The 17074-nt window shown below is 71.8% G+C and carries 15 protein-coding genes and 1 pseudogene; 9 read left to right on the top strand and 7 right to left on the bottom strand.

The annotated features are described in order from the left end of the window. From AB0I81_RS08320 to AB0I81_RS08340, 5 genes and pseudogenes are all read left to right on the top strand, one after another. On the top strand, positions 1-393 hold a 393-nt coding region (locus tag AB0I81_RS08320; RefSeq protein WP_360652077.1), incomplete at its 5' end, for a substrate-binding domain-containing protein. Beyond that, positions 386-1354, top strand: a complete 969-nt coding sequence (locus AB0I81_RS08325) for an ABC transporter permease (protein ID WP_360652080.1) — start codon at positions 386-388, stop codon at positions 1352-1354. The genes AB0I81_RS08320 and AB0I81_RS08325, both read left to right, overlap by 8 nt. Further along, positions 1351-2112 (top strand): ATP-binding cassette domain-containing protein, encoded by a 762-nt coding sequence (locus AB0I81_RS08330; protein ID WP_360652083.1) that lies wholly within the window; start codon positions 1351-1353, stop codon positions 2110-2112. Before AB0I81_RS08325 ends, AB0I81_RS08330 begins: the two co-directional genes overlap by 4 nt. A gap of 37 nt (positions 2113-2149) precedes the next feature. After that, positions 2150-2308, top strand: a pseudogene (locus AB0I81_RS08335) (RNA polymerase); the annotation flags it as partial. Between the two features lie 145 nt (positions 2309-2453). Then, the gene (locus AB0I81_RS08340) at positions 2454-2999 is read left to right on the top strand and encodes a hypothetical protein (RefSeq protein ID WP_360652086.1); all 546 of its coding nucleotides are present in this window, start codon (positions 2454-2456) and stop codon (positions 2997-2999) included. Between the two features lie 5 nt (positions 3000-3004). Here the strand turns inward: AB0I81_RS08340 and AB0I81_RS08345 are convergent, their stop codons facing one another. The 5 genes from AB0I81_RS08345 to AB0I81_RS08365 all read right to left on the bottom strand — a co-directional run bounded on the left by AB0I81_RS08345 (position 3005) and on the right by AB0I81_RS08365 (position 11007). Then, positions 3005-5176 (bottom strand): polysaccharide lyase 8 family protein, encoded by a 2172-nt coding sequence (locus tag AB0I81_RS08345; protein ID WP_360652089.1) that lies wholly within the window; start codon positions 5174-5176, stop codon positions 3005-3007. A gap of 7 nt (positions 5177-5183) precedes the next feature. Continuing rightward, complete coding sequence (locus AB0I81_RS08350; RefSeq protein ID WP_360652092.1) at positions 5184-6410, bottom strand: hypothetical protein; 1227 nt, start codon at positions 6408-6410, stop codon at positions 5184-5186. A 135-nt stretch (positions 6411-6545) separates the two neighbouring features. Beyond that, entirely contained in the window at positions 6546-7958 is a 1413-nt protein-coding gene (locus AB0I81_RS08355; protein ID WP_360652095.1) for a WGR domain-containing protein, read from the bottom strand. 72 nt (positions 7959-8030) lie between these two features. Continuing rightward, on the bottom strand, positions 8031-8537 hold the full coding sequence (locus AB0I81_RS08360; RefSeq protein WP_360652098.1) for an ATP-binding protein: 507 nt from the start codon (positions 8535-8537) through the stop codon (positions 8031-8033). Positions 8538-8721: 184 nt separating this feature from the next. Then, complete coding sequence (locus tag AB0I81_RS08365; RefSeq protein ID WP_360652101.1) at positions 8722-11007, bottom strand: xanthine dehydrogenase family protein molybdopterin-binding subunit; 2286 nt, start codon at positions 11005-11007, stop codon at positions 8722-8724. Between the two features lie 74 nt (positions 11008-11081). On the opposite strand from AB0I81_RS08365, the gene AB0I81_RS08370 reads away from it, so the two are divergent. Continuing rightward, positions 11082-11555, top strand: a complete 474-nt coding sequence (locus AB0I81_RS08370; protein ID WP_360652104.1) for an MSMEG_6728 family protein — start codon at positions 11082-11084, stop codon at positions 11553-11555. Between the two features lie 11 nt (positions 11556-11566). Here the strand turns inward: AB0I81_RS08370 and AB0I81_RS08375 are convergent, their stop codons facing one another. Next, positions 11567-13054, bottom strand: coding sequence for a multicopper oxidase family protein (locus AB0I81_RS08375; RefSeq protein WP_360652107.1), 1488 nt, complete (start codon positions 13052-13054; stop codon positions 11567-11569). Next, positions 13051-13455, bottom strand: a complete 405-nt coding sequence (locus AB0I81_RS08380; RefSeq protein ID WP_360652110.1) for a hypothetical protein — start codon at positions 13453-13455, stop codon at positions 13051-13053. Before AB0I81_RS08380 ends, AB0I81_RS08375 begins: the two co-directional genes overlap by 4 nt. 194 nt (positions 13456-13649) lie before the next feature. On the opposite strand from AB0I81_RS08380, the gene AB0I81_RS08385 reads away from it, so the two are divergent. From AB0I81_RS08385 to AB0I81_RS08395, 3 genes are all read left to right on the top strand, one after another. Next, positions 13650-14798, top strand: coding sequence for a sensor histidine kinase (locus AB0I81_RS08385; RefSeq protein ID WP_360652113.1), 1149 nt, complete (start codon positions 13650-13652; stop codon positions 14796-14798). Further along, positions 14795-15457, top strand: a complete 663-nt coding sequence (locus AB0I81_RS08390; protein WP_360652116.1) for a response regulator transcription factor — start codon at positions 14795-14797, stop codon at positions 15455-15457. Before AB0I81_RS08385 ends, AB0I81_RS08390 begins: the two co-directional genes overlap by 4 nt. Positions 15458-15658: 201 nt before the next feature. Beyond that, positions 15659-17062, top strand: coding sequence for an LCP family protein (locus tag AB0I81_RS08395; protein WP_360652119.1), 1404 nt, complete (start codon positions 15659-15661; stop codon positions 17060-17062). Positions 17063-17074: the final 12 nt, after the last annotated feature.

Below are 17074 nucleotides of genomic sequence, written 5' to 3' on the forward strand. Positions count from 1 at the left end.
CAGGGCCACCCCGGCCTGGCCGGCATGCTGGCCGTGGACGCCGGCTCCACCCAGTCGATCGGGCAGGTGGTCAAGAAGTACGCGCTGCGCTCGAAAGGGCTCAAGGTGGCCGGCGGCTTCGACCTGGTGCCCGAGACCCTGGCGGCGGTCAAGGCCGGCGACCTCGACTACACCATCGACCAGCAGCCCTACCTGCAGGGCTTCCTGCCGGTGCTCTACCTCTACCTGTACAAACTGTCCGGCGGCCTGCTCTTCCCCTCCGAGACCAACACTGGCCTGCTGTTCGTGACCAAGGACAACGTGGATCCGTACCAGACGACCAAGACCCGCTTCGAGGGCTCCGACACCGCGCAGAAGCTGGTGAACCGCTCCGGCCCCATCGCCCATGCGTAGCCTTCGGGAGGGGTTCCTCCGGCACCGTGAGGCCGGGGTGCTGGTGGTCGCGGTGGCGCTCGGGATCTACTTCATGTCCGTGACCGAGGTGTTCCTGACCGGCGACAACCTGGTCAACATCACCCAGGCCGCCGCGCCGGCCGCCATCGTGGCGTGCGGGACGGTGCTGCTGCTGGTCAGCGGGGAGATCGACCTGTCGGTCGGGGTGGTGGCGGCGCTGGCGCCGTTCATGATGCACTACGCGATCGACTTCTGGGGGTTTCCGGCGATTCCGGCGATCCTGCTGGCGCTGGCGACCGGGACCGCGATCGGGTTCGGGAACGGGTTCGTGACCGTGGTGCTGCGGGTGCCGTCGTTCGTGACGACGCTGGGGACGTTCTACGTCGTGACGGGGATCGTGCTGACGACCTCGCACGCGTACCCGGCCGAGATTCCACAGGCTGTGGACGGCGCGATCGGATCGTGGCTGGGGGCCGCGCCGTGGGCGCATCTTTGGTGGGCGCTGGGGATCGTGGCCGTGCTGCACGTGGTGCTGACGCGTACGCGGTGGGGGTTGCACACGATCGCCGCCGGGGGCAACCCGCTGGGGGCGTCGGAGGCGGGCGTACGTACCGGCAGGATCAAAATTGGAAATTTCATGATTGGTGGGACGCTCGGGGCGTTCGCCGGGCTGATCGAGGCGTTCCGGATCCACACCATCGACCCCAACATCGGCGGCGGCACCGGGCTCATGTTCACCGCCGTGTCCGCGGCGGTGATCGGCGGCACGGCGCTGGCAGGCGGCTCCGGCACGATCGTCGGCGGCGCGCTCGGCGCGCTCGTGCTGGCCCTGCTGCAGAACGGCATGAACCTCATCGGCATCTCCGCCAACCCCTACTTCCTCATCCTCGGTGGCGCGATCCTGCTCTCCATGATCGCGAACGTCACCCTCACCCGGCTGCGAAGGGCGGGACGGACATGAGCGAGGTGCTGCGCACGGAGTCGCTGGCCAAGCGGTTCGGCGCGGTGACCGCGCTGCGGGACGTCAGCCTGACCCTGCGGCGCGGCGAGGTGCTCGGGCTCATCGGCGACAACGGCGCGGGCAAGTCCACGCTGGTCAAGCTGCTGTGCGGGTTCCACCAGCCGGACGCGGGGCGCATCCTGCTGGACGGCGAGGAGGTGACGCTCAGGTCCGTACGGCAGGCCCGCGCCCTCGGCATCGACATCGTCTACCAGGACCTGGCGCTGATCAACGAGCTCAGCGTCTACCACAACATGTTCCTGGGCCGCGAGCACGTCGGGTTCGCCCGGCTGCTCAGCAACCGGCGCATGCGCAAACTGGCCACCGAACATCTCGACGCCATGGGCGTACGCATCCCGTCGGTGGACGTCGAGGTGGCCAAGCTGTCCGGCGGGCAGCGGCAGGCCATCGCCGTGGCCCGCTCGGTCTACTCGCGCTCGCGGATCCTGCTGCTCGACGAGCCGCTGGCCGCGATGGGCGCCAAGGAGGGCGCGCTGATCCTCGACCTGGTCAGCGACCTGAAGACGCGCGGCGAGATGTCCATCGTGATCATCGCCCACAACTACGCCCAGATCCTGGAGGTGTGCGACCGGGTGAACCTGCTGCAACACGGCACGATCACCTACGACAAGCCCACAGCGGACACCTCGCTGCGGGAGCTGACCGATCTGGTGGTGGAGGAGTATCGCAGGGCCCGGATCAGAGGCGATTCTCAGTGACACGGTAATCGGCGTGCGTTCGGAGGGACTACTGGGTGTGGACGATCCCGAAGAACGATTCACCGACCTGTACGACCGGCACTACCGCAGCGTCCTCGGCTACGCCCTGCTGCGGGCCGAGCGTGACGCGGCCGAGGACGTTTCGAGCGAGACCTTCCTCGTGGCGTGGCGGCGGCTGGACGACCTGCCGGAGCCGCCGCTGCCCTGGCTGCTCGGAGTGGCGCGGAACCTGCTGGCCAAACAGCGCGACTCGCGCCACCGGCGGCAGGCCCTGGTCGATCGGATAGCCGCGCTGACCACCTCTCGCGGGCGCGACCGGCCGCACGGTGCGCGGCCGGGACGTGGCGGTCACCTTCGGCTCCGCGCGGGACGAGGCCGCCTGGCGCGCCGCCGGCTCCCCCGAGCTGACGACCGACCGGCCCACCGAATCCACGGAGCCCGGCCCCGAGCGGATCCTGTCGATCGACAACCCGAGCCTGACCCTCCAGAACATCTCCGAACTGCCCACCGGCAAGGACGCGCTCAAGCGCCGCCTGGAGGAGTTGTGGCGGCGCAGCCCCAACTCGGCCGGCGCGGACCGGGCCGGCTACCTGTGGCAGACCGCCGTGGACCTGATGACCGCGCCGATCAGGCCGGACACCCGCGCCGCCCTCTACCGGGTCCTGGCCGACCAGCCGGGCATCGAGGCGGAGGGCGAGGCCACGGACGCGCTGGGGCGCACGGGGGTCGCCCTGTCCTCCTCGGCCGAGGGGGCCGTCTTCCGGCTGATCATCGATCCGGAGACGGCCGAGTTGCTGGAGTACGACGTGATGGACAAGGGCGTGACCCAGTTGCGGGTGGCGCTGGCGGACATGGGCTTCACCGACGGACTCCGCGAACGGCCCTGATCTCCTCAGCCGAGCCGCACGGTGACCGTCACCGAGCCGCCCTCCTGACCGGCCAGTCCCTCGAAGAGCAGCGCCCCGCTCCCGGTCAGGAGGGCGTCCCCGGCCGGCAGCCCGGTCACCGGCCTCGCCAAGGTCACGACCAGTTCGTCCAGGTCGCACCGGGGGTCCGCGACGGTAACCTCGGCCGTCCCGCCGGGCCTCTCACGCACCAGCACCGCGCACGGAGCGGACGCCGTCAGCCCGCCCACGCTCCCCGCGTTCCAGAAGCAGGCCGCCGTGATGCCCAGCGAGGGCACCCGGACGGCCTGCAGCCGCGCGCTGTTGGCCGCCACCCGCACGACCCGCGACCCGGCGGCCCGGGTCTCCTCCAGACCCGCGCCCGGCAGCAGCAGGTAGGCGTAGGAGGCGGCGCGCGGATCGAGGCCGTGCTCCAGCCAGAGCGTCACATAGTCGCGGCGCACCCCGCCGCCGTCCCTGCTCTCCCGCAGCGTGCGCAGGACCTGGCCATCGGGCACGACGTAACCGCCGTGGCCGTCGAGGTGCGCCCATCCCTTCCCCACGGTGAGCCGGGCGTCGGTCCTGCGGTTGTCCACGATCGTCTCGACGGCCGAGCCGTCCCGCGCGGTGATCCCCGCGCCCAGGCACACGACCAGGTCATCGAGGAAGAACCACGACTTGAACGCCTCCAGAGAGCTCTCAAGCCCGCTCAGATGCTGCCCGACGGCCGCGTACGTGCCGTCCGTCGCCCCGCCCACCCAGCGCCACGGCGTGCGGGTGTCCCCCCACCCGGCCCCCGCCCCGTCGGGCAGCCGCCGGGTGGAGACGGTCGTGCCGGGCAGCCGGTAGGGGTCCACGGTCGGCCAGAACGAGTCGGAGTACTGGTCGCCGTGCCCCTCGGCCCACCAGTACAACATCCCCGAGCCGGTGTGCCAGCCACGCAGGTTCTCGCCGTTGCCGTGCTCGTAGTGACCGATCCGGTGCGAGGCCATGCTGAGCGCCGCGCACCAGCCGGGACGCCGGTGCACCGCCCTGGCGCTCATCGGCAGCAGCCGGTGCCCGACCGGCTCGGGCGCCGCGGGCACGGCGGCGTCGTTCATGACCGCGGTCAGGCGGGCGTGGAAGGCGGGCTCGGCGTGTTCGAGCATGGGCCGGTACGTGCCGCGCTCCGCCCAGCCCTTGACCATGGCCTGCCAGCGCGCCCGCTGATCGGCGGAGGCGCTCTCCCCGAGCAGCAGCACCGCGGCGGCGATCTCCCGCCCGCGCTCGTGGTCGCCGAACGGCCGCCGGCCGGCGCTTCTGCCGCGTACGAGGTCCATGCAGGCGCCGTCGCGCACGAAGGGGGCGTAGGAGCGCTCGACCGTCTCGAACACGTTCCTGTCGGCGATCTCCCAGGGCGAGCCGCGCAACACCGCGTACAGGGTGGCCAGGCCCGACAACAACGTCACCCCGTAGGCGCCCTGGTAGGGCACGTACGAGTGCTGGATGAACGATCCGTCCCGGTAGAACCCGTCACCGTCGGAGACGGTCGCGAACACCGGGGACAGGGCGGAGACGGCCAGCGCCGCCCTGCGGTGGTCGTCGTCGAGCATGGCCCGCAACAACATCACCACGCACAGGTCCACCCGGTTCGCGGCGGTGCTGTTGCCGGAGTAGCGGTGCAGGCGGCTCTCCGGCGAGTAGTGGCCGACCGCCTCGGCCAGCGCCGCGTTACGTGTCCCGACCAGCACGGACGCGTCCAGCAGCGCCCTCGGCACGCCGATCTCCCAGTGCCACCAGTTGCCCGGGGCGGCGCCGCCGGCCGCGTACACGTGCCGCCGGTAGTGCTCCACCCCGTCGGCGACCGCCGCCGCGAGGCCCGCGTCGCCGAGACCGAGCGCGTACGCCTGCGCCATGGTCCGCAACCGCCGCGGCGTGGCCACGAACGACGGGAACGCCTGGTCGGGCCAGAGCGAGGAGCCTTCGGGCGCCATCGTCCCGCGATAACGGGCGGCGGCCCTGCCCAGCGCCCCGTACGGCCCCGCCCCCGAACCTACGGTCACCTCCCGCCAGCGGCGGCGCAGTCGCACGAACATGTCATCGGGCGTGTACGCGACCCGCGCCGACGCCAGCGCCCCCGCCGTCCCCGCCGCGGCCACACCGCCGAGCCGGAGGAATAATCGCCTGGATGGCCATGCCACCCCCAGATCATCGCCGCAGACCGGTGAACCAGTCGAGCACCTCGGGCAGGGACCGCAGCGCCGAGGTCGTGTGATCGACGTCGCCCACGTCCGTCAGCGACGCCTTCACCCCGCCGGCCCGCAGGTCACGCAGGCAGTAGCGGGAGTTCGCGAACGCCACGTCCTTGTCACCGCGAGCCGCGTACAACCGCACGGGCACCCCCGCCCGCCAGCCCGCGCAGGTGCCGTCGTTGGCCTCCAGCGCCCGCAGGACCGCCCCCGACGGCTCGGCGATGCGCTTGAAGTATGAGTCGGTGACGAGGTCGCGCGGGGTGGCGGGCAGCCCGGCCGCGATCTGCTCGAAGTTGTGGTGCCCGTCGAACAACTTCTCCACTCCGGGGTCGCGGAACACCTCGGACGGCGAGTCGTAGAAGTGGTGCAGCCGGTTCATCGAGACGGTCCAGTAGGCCAGGTACATGCTCGCGCTGAACGGATCGAGCCGCCCCGCGAGCAGCGCGGGCAGTTCGGCCTTGCGCACGTGGTACGGCCCCGCGATCGGCGCGACCCCGCGCAGGCGGTAACCATCCTGGCCGCGCAGTTCCTTGCCCAGCGCCATGGCCGCGTGCCCGCCCTGGGAGAACCCGGTGACCAGCACGTCTCCGCTCAGCGTCCGCCCCTGCCGCCCGGCCAGCTCCCCGGCCGCCCGCAGCAGGTCGGCGGAGGCGGACGCCTCGGTCGCCGCGTCCATGTATGGATGGAAGCCGGGCCCGGTGCCCAGCCCCAGATAGTCGGGCGCGACCCCGGCGAACCCGGCGGCGGCGAACATCAGCGGCGCCGCCCGCCCGTCACCGTCCGCGACCGACCCGGCGTCGGCCTTGGTGGGCAGGGTGCCGTGCGCGTAGCTGACCGTCCACAGGCCCTTCCTGGACCTGGCGGGCAGTGCGACGACGCCGCTGGCCGTGGTGGGCCTCCCGTCGGCGGCGACGGTGCGGTAGGTGACCGCGTACAGGTCGGCGCCCTGCGGCCGGTCGGGCACGGGGAACTTGAACCTGGTGAGGTAGTCGGAGACCTGTCCTGCCGACATGCGCGCCAGCAGTTCGGCCCCGACGAGAGAGCCCCTGTCATCGATCGTCACGGTCCGCGCTGCGGCCGGAGCGGTGGCAGTGGCCGCCAGTGCCGCCGGGGCGGTCGCGGTAGCCAGGACGAGCCCGGCACAGGCCAGGGCGAGGAACCGGGTCTTCATGGGCGTTCTCATGTCACGAAACGCTACGAACCCGGGCGATCCCCTCCCAGCCTGCGCGCCTCCGAACCGGCGGTAGGGCCCGCATTACCGTCATAGGGGTAGTAACTCCCCTGCCCGTTCGATGATCCTGATGGTAGGCACGGTCACTCAGAGAAGGCGGCGGATGTCCCCATAAGCCCGGTAGAACCCGCCGCGCCCGGCCGCGCGCACCCCGTCCACCAGGTAGCGGGCGCCCGCCTCGCGGATCTCCTTGGGGAACTGCACGTTCCACGTCTCGTAGCCGGGGCTGACCACGCGCACGCGCAGCCGCTCGCCCTCGCTGACGCACTCCACCACGACGCCGTCGCCCGTCTCGCTCGTCGTCTCCAGCACGATCGAGGGCTCGACCACCTCCAGCGAGGCCGCCGCCTTGACGTCCACCGGCTGCGGCACGCTGCCGGAGCGGGCCGCGGCGATGGCCGCCTCGCTGGCGTCGATGCAGGCCAGGGTGCCGTCGGTGGTGACGATGTAGAGCCGGTCGTCCAGGAACTGCATGGAGAAGGCCGACCCGCAGCCGGTGCCGAGCTTCCACAACCGTTCGCCGGAGGCGTCGAAGCAGTAGACGGAGGAGTGGCTGTCGCCGGCGAAGACGTGCCGGCCGCCCGGGGAGGTGGCGCAGGAGTAGACCGCGCCGTCGCACCGGTAGACGGCCTCGACGCGACCGTCGCCCTTGGCCAGGCGGTGCACGGTCTGGCGGCCGGTGCCCGCGTAGACCGAGTGCTCCTCCTGCCAGCCGAACAACACGGCGTCGGCGGCCTTGGTCTCCCAGACGGGCGCGCCGCCCGCGATGTCGTAGCGGGCCACGCCGCCCGAGTGGCCGAAGTAGACCGAGTCCTGGTCGCACCGGACCATCCAGGCGGAGTCGCCGGCCGCGCTGCGCGCCCACTGGAACTCATCCTCGTAGTCGATCGCGGTGACCCGCCCGGCCCGGTCGGAGACGCCGAGCACGCCGTCGTGGATGTCGAGCCAGTAGATGTCCACGTCGGGCGCGATCTCGTACGCGGCCCTCGGGACCTTGCCGCTCAGGTCGTACACGCGGCCGTCGTCACACCCGGCGTAGATCCAGAAGTCGTCGGCCACGATGCACTTCACGCCGTCCGGCAGCCGGAAACGGCCTGTCACGGTGCCGGAGTGGCTGACGGTGTAGACGTCGCCGCGCTGGTTGCCGACCCAGCAGCGCTCGCCGTCCACGAAGATGCCGAACGCCGATGCCCCGCTGTCGAAGCGCCACAACACCGGCGCCTGCTGGGCGGTGGAGCGGGTACTGGTGATGGCCCTGCGGGTGATGGCCCGGCGCTGGCGCACGCCGCGCACGGCGGGGGCGTAACCCTTGCGTGCCTTCTCGGCGATCTTCTTGGCCGCCGCGGCCCGGGCCTTCGCCTCCGTGGGGAAGGAGGTGACCTTGCTCTGACCGCTCTCGCCGATGCGTCCGTAGGTGATGGCGACCTGGGTGCCCGTCACGGTCACCTCGTAGAACTTGTGCGCTCCGCCGCCGTCCTCAGACAGCTCCAGATAGGTCATGTCCGCGCTTCTCCAGAATTGGCCGGGCTTGATCAATTGCTGGGGAGCGTAGAGGACAGCGGCGACAAAACATCAGACCCCTGCTCTGATCGGCACCACGTTGCCCGCCGTGCCCTGGCGCGGGAGGGCGAACCAGGTGGCCTTGCCGACCAGGTCGGGGGCGGTGACGTAACGCTGGGGGTGGCAACCGTAGAAGCCGTCGGAAAGCCTGGCGACGATGCGCAGCCCGCGTCCGTGCTCGGCGCTCAGGTCGGGCGGGGCGGGCGCGGGCAGCACCGGGCTGCTGTCCACGACGACGCACATGATCTCCTTGGCGTCCACCTGGAGCACGAGTTCGTACGGGCCGTCGCCGTACATGAAGGCATTGGTGATCAATTCGCTCACCATGAGAACGGCGTCGTCAACGAGATCGGCGGAAAGGGATAGTTTCGACAATTCTGTGCGAATGAGAACACGGGCCTGACTCACCGTCCGTGCGTCCTCGCTCAGCGGCCACGCGTACTGCTGCCGGCTCCGGTGAGTCGATCGCAGCCTGGTCATGCCGTCTCTTTCCTGTGCTGAAGGGCAGCGGATGCGCATTTCACTTAACAAGAGGACCTGCCTATGGTTTGACGTACACGTCTGTCGAAACGTGTACGTACGAGGAAGCCTTTTGGGTCGAAATTTCCGGGAAAAATCATCATGATTTTTGACCGGCGAGGCGCGCGCGGGCACTCCACCGGAACCGACGTGCGCGGACCGGCGTGATGGACGAGTCCGGTGATCAGCCGGCGGACAGGAGGGACCAGAGGGCGGCGGGGGTCAGTGGCACCGCGGTGACCTTGTCCGCGATCTCCGGCACGGCGGCGGCGACCGCGTTGGCGATGGCGGCGGGCGGGCCGATCGTGCCGGACTCGCCGACGCCCTTCATGCCGCCGGGTGTCAGTGGCGAGGGCGTCCGCAACATCACGACCTCGATGTCCGGCACCTCCCGCGTGGTCGGCAGCAGGTAGTCGATGACCGGCTGGCCTTCGTCGGTGTAGACGATCTCCTCGGTCAGCGCCTCGCCGATACCCTGCGCCACGCCGCCCATGATCTGGCCCTCCACCACGGCGGGATTGACCAGCACGCCGGCGTCGTTGACCACCCAGTAGCCCTCCAGCTCGACCGCCCCCGTCTCCGGGTCCACGGCCACGGCCGCCGCGTGCGCCCCGTACGCGTACGTGTAGCCGGTCGGGTCGTAGCTGGCGCGCTCCTCCAGGCCGGGCGCGAACCCCTCGGGCAGGTCCCAGCCGCGCCACGCCGAGGTGGCCAGGTCCCGCAGCGTCAGCGCCGAGTGCGGGTCGCCCTTCACGCGAACCGCGCCCCCGGCCAGCTCCAGGTCCTCCACCGCCACCTCCAGCCGGTGCGCGGCCAGGGCCAGCAGCTTGTCGCGCAGCCCGGCGGCGGCCCGCACGAGCGCCCCGCCGCCCAGAGCCATCGAACGGCTCGCGATCGACCCGATCGACGAGTACGGCGTGGCCGCCGTGTCCCCCAGCACCACCCGCACCCGCTCGATGGGCACCCCCACCCGGTCGGCCGCGAGCTGGGCCAGCGCCGTCTCGATGCCCTGCCCGATCGCGACCACGCCCGCGTACACCACCACGGACGCGTCCTGCTCCATCCGCAGCACCACCGTCTCGTAGCCGCCCGCCACCGCCCCCATGGCCTTGAGGTCCATCGAGGGGCCCATGCCGGTGTTCTCGACGTGGCAGGAGTAACCCACGCCGCGCCTGCGCCCGTCGTCCTTCGCGATCGGCCGTACGAGGTCGCGCAGCGTGCGCAGGGCGAGCGGGTAGTCGCCGGAGTCGTAGGTCTGGCCCACCGCCGTGGTGTACGGCAGCTCCTCCGGCCGCAACATGTTGGCCAGCCGCAGCTCGATGCGGTCGATCCCGAGCCTGCGCGCCGCCTCGTCGATCAGCCGCTCCCTGGTCAGCGTGGCCTCGGGCTGGCCGAAGCCACGGTAGGAGCCGGTCGGAGTGGTCGTGGTGGCGACGCCGCGCACGCGTACGGCGAACCGGTCGAACCGGTACGGCCCCGGCAGCAGCGTGGCCGTCACCGCGTACGTCGAGGCGCCGGTGTTCGACGGATGGGCGCCCATGTCGCCGATCACGTCCACGTGCATCGCCACGAACCGCCCGGCGCCGTCCAGCGCCAGCCGCGCCCGGTGCACGGCCTGCCGCGCGGGCATGGTGGCCACCAGCCGGTCGCCCGGCGACTCCGACCAGCTCACCGGGCGGCCCTTGCGCATCGCGGCCAGGCAGACGAGCGTCTCGTCGGGGTAGACATGCTCCTTGCCGCCGAACCCGCCGCCGGTGTCGCGGCTGATGACGCGTACCCGGTCGTGGGACAGCCCGAGCGCGTCCGCCAGGTGCTCGCGCACGTGGTGCGGCGCCTGCGAGGAGATGTGCACGGTCAGCTCGTCGTCGGCGTAGACGGCGGCCACGCCGCGCGGCTCCAGCGGGTACGGCGAGACCCGGCCCATCACGAACGTCATCTCCACCACGTGCTCGGCCCCGTCGATGGCGGCCGCGCAGTCGTCGTCCCCCATCGCGAAGTCGGTGAGCACGTTGGTGCCCAGCTCCGGGTAGAGCAGCGGGGCGCCGTCCGCCATCGACCGCTCGGCCCCCACCGTGGCGGGCAGCTCCTCCAGGTCCAGTTCGAGGAGGTCGGCGGCGTCCCTGGCGGCCTGCGGGGTGCGGGCGACGACGACGGCGAGCGGCTGGCCCGCGTACCTGACGGTGTCGTCCAGCACCGGGTAGTCGGTGAGCCGCTGGCCGGGCAGCACGTTCACGCAGGGCAGGCGGAGGCCGGGCGCGTCCGCCGGGGTGATGACGTCGACCACGCCCTCGACGGCCCAGGCCGCCTTGGCCTCGCAGCCGCGCAGCCGGCCGTGGGCCATGGGGCTGCGCAGCACGTACGCGTGCAGGGTGCCCGGCAGGCGCACACCGTCCACGTACCTGCTCTTTCCGGTCAGCAGCCTGGCGTCTTCCCTGCGCGGCGTCCGTGCGCCGACATACGCGTCTCCCATGCCCCGATTCTGAGCGCCGTCCGACCGGCGGTCTATAACATCCGGCGAGAAAGAGCACGTCAGCCGGGGGACCGATGCAAACATTCCTGCCATATCCGGACTTCGCCGCATCGGCGGCGGTCCTCGACCCGCTGCGCCTGGGCAAGCAGCGCGTCGAGGCCCTCCAGGTCCTGCGCGCCCTCACCGTCCCCGGCTACGGCTGGCGGCACCATCCCGCCGTGAAGATGTGGACGGGCTACGAGGAGGCGCTCGTCCGGTACGGCCTGGAGATCTGCCTGCACTGGTGCTCGATGGGCAGGGCCGACACGTGCGCGAACACGATGACGACCGAACTGACCCAGCACCGGGGCACCCTGGTCGTACGCCCGCAACCCGACCTGGCGGCGGCCGGCGAGCTGCCGCCCTGGCTCGGCGACGAGGAGCTGCACCGCAGCCACCGCTCGGCGCTCCTGCGCAAGGCCCCCGACTTCTACCGTCCGGTCTTCGGCGACGACGACCCGGACGACCTGGACTACGTCTGGCCCCGCTCCGACCGGCTACCGGCCTGATCAGACCGTGGTCAGACCACCTCGAAGGCGGCCATCATCGCCATGTCCTCGTGTTCGAGGTTGTGGCAGTGCAGGACGTAGCGGCCCCGGTAGTCGGTGAAGCGGGTGACGATCTCGACGGTCTGCGCGTCACGCAGCTCGACCGTGTCCTTCCACTCCGGCGGCCCCTGCGGGCGCTCCCCGTTGACCGACAACACCTGGAACTGGTCAAGGTGCACGTGTACGGGATGCGCGACGTCGCTGGTCAGCCGCCAGACCTCGATGTCGCCCAGCCTGGGCCTGGCCTCCATCCGCCCGGCGTCGAACGGCCGGCCGTTGATCAGCCAGCCGACGCCCCCGTGCATGTTGCCGCTGCTGAACTCGAAGTCCCGCGTCACCGTCGCCCTGGCCGGGTCGAGCGCCTCCACGGTGGACAGCCGCCCCGGCACGGCCGAGTCGTCGGCCGCGTCACGCTCCACCGCGAACCGCATCACCCTGGCCTGCGCGCCCTCCCCCGCCAGGTTCCGCAGCTCGACGTGCTGCCCCACCCGGTGGGCCGCGAAGTCCACCACCACCTCGGCCCGCTCGCCGGGCGCCAGCCTGATCCGCCTGACCGTGCGCGGCGCGACCAACAGCCCTCCGTCACTGGCGATCTGGATCATCGGCCCGCCGGTGGCCAGCTCGTACGCCCGCGCGTTCGAGGCGTTGCACAACCGCAGCCGGTACCGCGCCCTGGCCACCCGCAACTCCGGCCACGGCGCCCCGTTGACCAGGATCACGTCCCCGAGCACGCCTCCCATGTACGCCTCGCGCACCCCCGGCCGGCCCTCCAGCGCCGGGTACATCATCGTGCCGTCGGCCGCGAAGGACCGGTCGCAGATCAGCAGCGGCAGGTCGCGTTCCCCTGCGGGCAGCGGCAGCGCCGCCTCCTCCGCGTCGCCGACCAGGAACATTCCCGCCAGCCCCCGCCAGACCTGCGGTCCGGTGTAGTCCATGCGGTGGTCGTGGTACCAGAGCGTGGCGGCCCGCTGCTCCAGCGGGAACACGTACTCGCGCGAGGCGCCCGGGGCCACCAAGTCGGTCGGGTAACCGTCGGACTCGGGCGGCGTGTGCCCGCCGTGCAAATGCAGGACGGTCGGCTCGCCGAGCTGGTTGATCAGCTTGACGGCCGTGCGCCGGCCGCTGCGCGCCCTGATGGTCGGGCCGGGGAACGTGCCGCCGTACCCCCAGATGGGCGTGCGCAGGCCCGGCAGCAGCTCGGCGTGCGCCGCCCGCTCGGTCAGCTCGTAGTAGTCCACGCCGCCCGCGCTGCGGACGGGCTTGGCGACCTCCGGCACCGGCAGCGGCACCGCGTACGGCGTGGGCAGCGCCGCCGCGCTGGTCAGGAGCTGGGGTTGCGGCGTGCCCGTGAGCAACGAGCAGCCCTGCGCCCCGGCGACGCCCACGACCCCGATCCCCGCCAGCCGCAGCACATCGCGCCTGGTCGGGGCGGAACCCGCATCGTGCCTGGACAGGGTCATGCCTGTTCCGGACGGGCCATGACCCGCACGAGTTGGAGCACGCCGCCGCCGAACAGCAGCACGCCGAGCGGCAGGTGCACGGTCTTCACGTGCGCCACGCCGAGCGCGAACGCCACGAGCGTGAACAGCAGCAGGAAGACGGCCGGCGCGACGAACCGGGCGGAACCGCCGCCCGGCCGCCACACCAGGATCGCGACGACGAGATGGGCCAGCCCGATGATGGCCAGCGCCATCCCCGAGGTCGCGTGCAGCTCCCGGCCGCCGGGCGAGGACAGCAACATCCCCGCCGTCACGGCCTGGAACAGCAGCGCGGCCACGTGCAGGACCACCACGGCCCGCAGCGTCTGCATGGGCCACCCGACCCGCAAGGGCCGGGTGGCGAGGGTCTGTTGCGCACTCATGTGGATCTCCCGAGGCTCGGCGAAAACGCTTCCGCCATGCTCGTCGCGCAAGCGCGGCCGGTCGTCGTGCACGGGAAGACTCCTGCCGCTACGACCGCGACAGTAGGAGCGCCCCCGGTACCACTCCCGGAGTAGTACGGAGATCCGCCCTGCCGCCGAAGACCCCGTGCCGGAGCAGGCCCTAATGTGCAGACATGAGCTCATCGCACGGATGGCGTCCCCTCGCCATGGACGCCGGCCTGGCCGCCGTGGTGGCCGCCATGCTGGCGGTCACCGTGGCCGTCACCCCGGCGGCGGGACCTCTGGACCTGGTCGCGGCCGTGATCGGCGGGCTCGCGCTGGTCGCCTGGCGCCGTGCGCCCCTGGTGGCGCTGGTGATCAGCACGCTCTGCATGCTCGTGTACGCCGTGCACGCCCAGCCGGGCCCGCCCGCCGCCTTCGCCGTGCTGGTGTCGGTGTACGGCACCACCAGGGCCGGTCACCGGCTGCCCGCCTTCCTGGCCGGGCTGGTGTTCCTGGGCGCGAGCCTGGCGACGAACCTGTCCACCGCCGCCGCGCAGGACGACCAGGAGGTCGTCCAGCAGACGGTTCTGCTGCTGGGCTGGTTCCTGGCCGCCGGGGTGGCGGGCACGGTGGCCAAGCACCACCGGGCCTACCTCGACCAGGCCGAACAGCGCGCCGCCGAGGCCGAGCGGACCCGCGAGGAGGCCGCCCGCCGCCGCGCGGGAGAGGAGCGGCTGCGCATCGCCAGGGAGCTGCACGACTCGCTCACCCACAGCATCTCGGTCATCAAGGTGCAGGCCGGGGTGGCCGTGCACCTGGCGCGCAAGCGCGGCGACGAGGTGCCCGCCTCGCTGCTGGCCATCCAGGAGGCCAGTGGGGACGCCATGCGGGAGCTGCGCGCCACACTGGAGGTGCTGCGCGAGGAAGGGGCGGACGCTGGAGACACATCGGCCAGCGGCCTCGATCGGCTGGACGACCTGGTGGACCGGGCCCGCTCGACCGGCCTGCCCGCCACGGTGACCGTCTCGGGGCGGCGCAGGGAGTTGCCCGCCGAGGTGGACCGGGCCGCGTACCGGATCGTTCAGGAGGCGCTCACCAACGTCTCCAGGCACGCGGGCGGGGCCGCCGCCAGCGTGCGCATCGACTACGGCGGCGAGGAGCTGGTCGTGCAGGTGGACGACGACGGCACGGCCGCCCGGGACACGCCGCCCGTGCCCGGGGTGGGCCTGCTCGGCATGCGCGAGCGCGTCACGGCCCTGGGTGGCCGGCTGCGCGCCGAACCCCGCCCCGAGGGCGGCTTCACCGTACGTGCGGAGCTTCCGCTGGAGGGTGCGTCGTGATCAGGGTGTTGCTCGTGGACGACCAGGCGCTCATCCGCGGCGGCTTCCGCGCCCTGCTGGAGGCCGAGGACGACATCGAGGTGGTGGCCGAGGCCGTCAACGGCGAGCAGGCCGTCGAGCTCGCCCTCGAACACCTGCCGGACGTGGCGCTCGTGGACGTGCAGATGCCCGTGATGGACGGCATCGAGGCGACCCGCCGCATCGCCGCCGACGAGCGGCTGAGCGGCGTGCACGTGGTGATCCTCACCAACTACGGCCTCGACGAGTACGTCTTCAACGCCCTGCGCGCCGGGGCGGGCGGCTTCCTGGTCAAGGACACCGAGCCCGCCGACCTGCTGCAGGGCGTCAGGGTCGCGGCCCGCGGCGACGCCCTGCTGTCACCCTCGATCACCCGCCGCCTGATCGGCGAGTACGTCGCCCGCCGCCCCGAGCCGGAGCCGGAGGGGCTGGACGTGCTGACCAACCGCGAGCGCGAGGTGACCGCCCTGGTGGCCCGCGGCCTGTCCAACGACGAGATCGCCGCGCACATGGTGATCAGCCCGACCACCGCCAAGACCCACGTCAGCAGGGCGATGACCAAGCTGCACGCCCGCGACCGCGCGCAACTCGTGGTCTTCGCCTACGAGTCCGGCCTCGTCACTCCACGCGCGAGCCACTGACCCGCCCGGCCCCGTCACTCCGCGCGCGGAGTGCTGACCCCGTCCGGCCTGTTCGCTCCGCGCGCGGGCCGCTGATCCTGTAGCGGGGACGCGAGGTCGTGCCCGAATGAGTACACTCAGGCACGATCAACGGCCGAGATCTGTACGGCAAGGCTCTTGGCCAAGGGCGGCGGCCCTCGGCCCCGTCCCTGTTGGAGTCACGTGAGCAGCGGGCTTGTCGATGTGCCGCCTTCCGATCCCGGAACGCCACCACGGCGGGGACGCCGCTGGCTGCGCTGGGTGATCGCGGTCTCGGTGACCGTCGTCCTCCTGGTCGCCGGCCTGGCCGTGGGTGTCTACGCGCGCCTGACCGGCAACGTCAAACACCAGGACGTCACCGCCGACGACCTCGGCGCCACCCGCCCGCCCAAGGTCGCCGGCACCGCCATGAACATCCTGGTCGTCGGCTCCGACCAGCGCGACGGCAAGAACGCCAGGTACGGCAGGGTCGCGGGCGAGCGCACCGACACGATCATGCTGGCCCACGTGTCGTCCAAGCGCGACAACGCGATGGTGGTCAGCTTCCCGCGCGACTCGGTCGTCCAGTTGCCCGCCTGCCGCGCCACCGCCGGCCTGCCGGGCCAGCAGGCCCACCTTGGCATGATCAACGAGTCGTTCAACTCCGGCGGCATCGGCTGCACCTGGAAGACGATCGAGTCGCTCACCGGCATCCACATCGACCACTTCGTGAAGGTGGACTTCACCGGCTTCAAGGGCATCGTGGACGCCGTCGGCGGCGTCGAGGTGTGCCTGCCGGAGCCGGTCAACGACAAGAAGGCGCTGCTGCACCTGCCCGCGGGCCGCCAGACGCTGGCCGGCGAGCAGGCGCTCGGCTACGTGCGCGCCCGCTACTCGCTCGGCGACGGCTCCGACATCGGGCGCATCCAGCGGCAGCAGATGTTCATCGCCTCGATGGTCAAGAAGGCGATGAGCGGCGAGACGCTCACCGACCCCGCCAAGCTCCTGTCGCTGCTGGACGCGGCCACCAAGGCCATCACCACCGACCGCGGCCTGACCACCGGCATCATGCGGGACCTCGCGTCGAGCCTGCAGGGCCTCGACATCGGCAAGCTGCGCTTCATCACCACCCCGTGGCATTACTCGCTCACCCAGCCCGGCCGGGTGGAGTGGGTGGAGCCGCAGGCCAAGCGGCTGTTCCAGATCGTGGCCCGCGATCAGAGCGTGGACGGCGTCAAGGGCGGCCAGGCCAAGGTGGGCCGCTCCAAGATCCAGATCGAGCTGCGCAACGGCACCTGGCGCAGCGGCCTGGCCACCGAGGTGGCGGCCTTCCTCGAACAGCGCGGCTACCACATCGCCAAGGTCGGCGACACGGCACGCAAGCCGCAGGCGAAGACCACGGTCTTCTACGGCCCGAACGGCGAGACCCGGGTGCCCACGCTCACCGGCGACCTCCAGAACGCCGCCACGCGGGCCGTGGCGGGCGCGCGTACCAGCCGGCTGATCCTGGTGCTCGGGGACGACTGGAAGGGCCTCAAGCCGTTGCGTACGGACGACACGGAGGCGATCAAGGGCTTCGACGCCACCCACGACTCCTGCGCGACGTGATCACAGGGCTTC

The sequence above is a fragment of the Nonomuraea sp. NPDC050404 genome, assembly GCF_040655495.1.
GTDB lineage: Bacteria > Actinomycetota > Actinomycetes > Streptosporangiales > Streptosporangiaceae > Nonomuraea.

What these genes read in the sequence shown, in the direction of transcription:
- AB0I81_RS08330 (WP_360652083.1), top strand. Translation starts at nt 1,351, where the DNA reads ATGAGCGAGGTGCTGCGCACGGAGTCGCTGGCCAAGCGGTTCGGCGCG.
- AB0I81_RS08355 (WP_360652095.1), bottom strand. Translation starts at nt 7,958, where the DNA reads ATGACCTATCTGGAGCTGTCTGAGGACGGCGGCGGAGCGCACAAGTTC.
- AB0I81_RS08360 (WP_360652098.1), bottom strand. Translation starts at nt 8,537, where the DNA reads ATGCGCATCCGCTGCCCTTCAGCACAGGAAAGAGACGGCATGACCAGG.
- AB0I81_RS08385 (WP_360652113.1), top strand. Translation starts at nt 13,650, where the DNA reads ATGAGCTCATCGCACGGATGGCGTCCCCTCGCCATGGACGCCGGCCTG.
- AB0I81_RS08370 (WP_360652104.1), top strand. Translation starts at nt 11,082, where the DNA reads ATGCAAACATTCCTGCCATATCCGGACTTCGCCGCATCGGCGGCGGTC.
- AB0I81_RS08350 (WP_360652092.1), bottom strand. Translation starts at nt 6,410, where the DNA reads ATGAGAACGCCCATGAAGACCCGGTTCCTCGCCCTGGCCTGTGCCGGG.
- AB0I81_RS08325 (WP_360652080.1), top strand. Translation starts at nt 386, where the DNA reads ATGCGTAGCCTTCGGGAGGGGTTCCTCCGGCACCGTGAGGCCGGGGTG.
- AB0I81_RS08375 (WP_360652107.1), bottom strand. Translation starts at nt 13,054, where the DNA reads ATGACCCTGTCCAGGCACGATGCGGGTTCCGCCCCGACCAGGCGCGAT.
- AB0I81_RS08365 (WP_360652101.1), bottom strand. Translation starts at nt 11,007, where the DNA reads ATGGGAGACGCGTATGTCGGCGCACGGACGCCGCGCAGGGAAGACGCC.
- AB0I81_RS08380 (WP_360652110.1), bottom strand. Translation starts at nt 13,455, where the DNA reads ATGAGTGCGCAACAGACCCTCGCCACCCGGCCCTTGCGGGTCGGGTGG.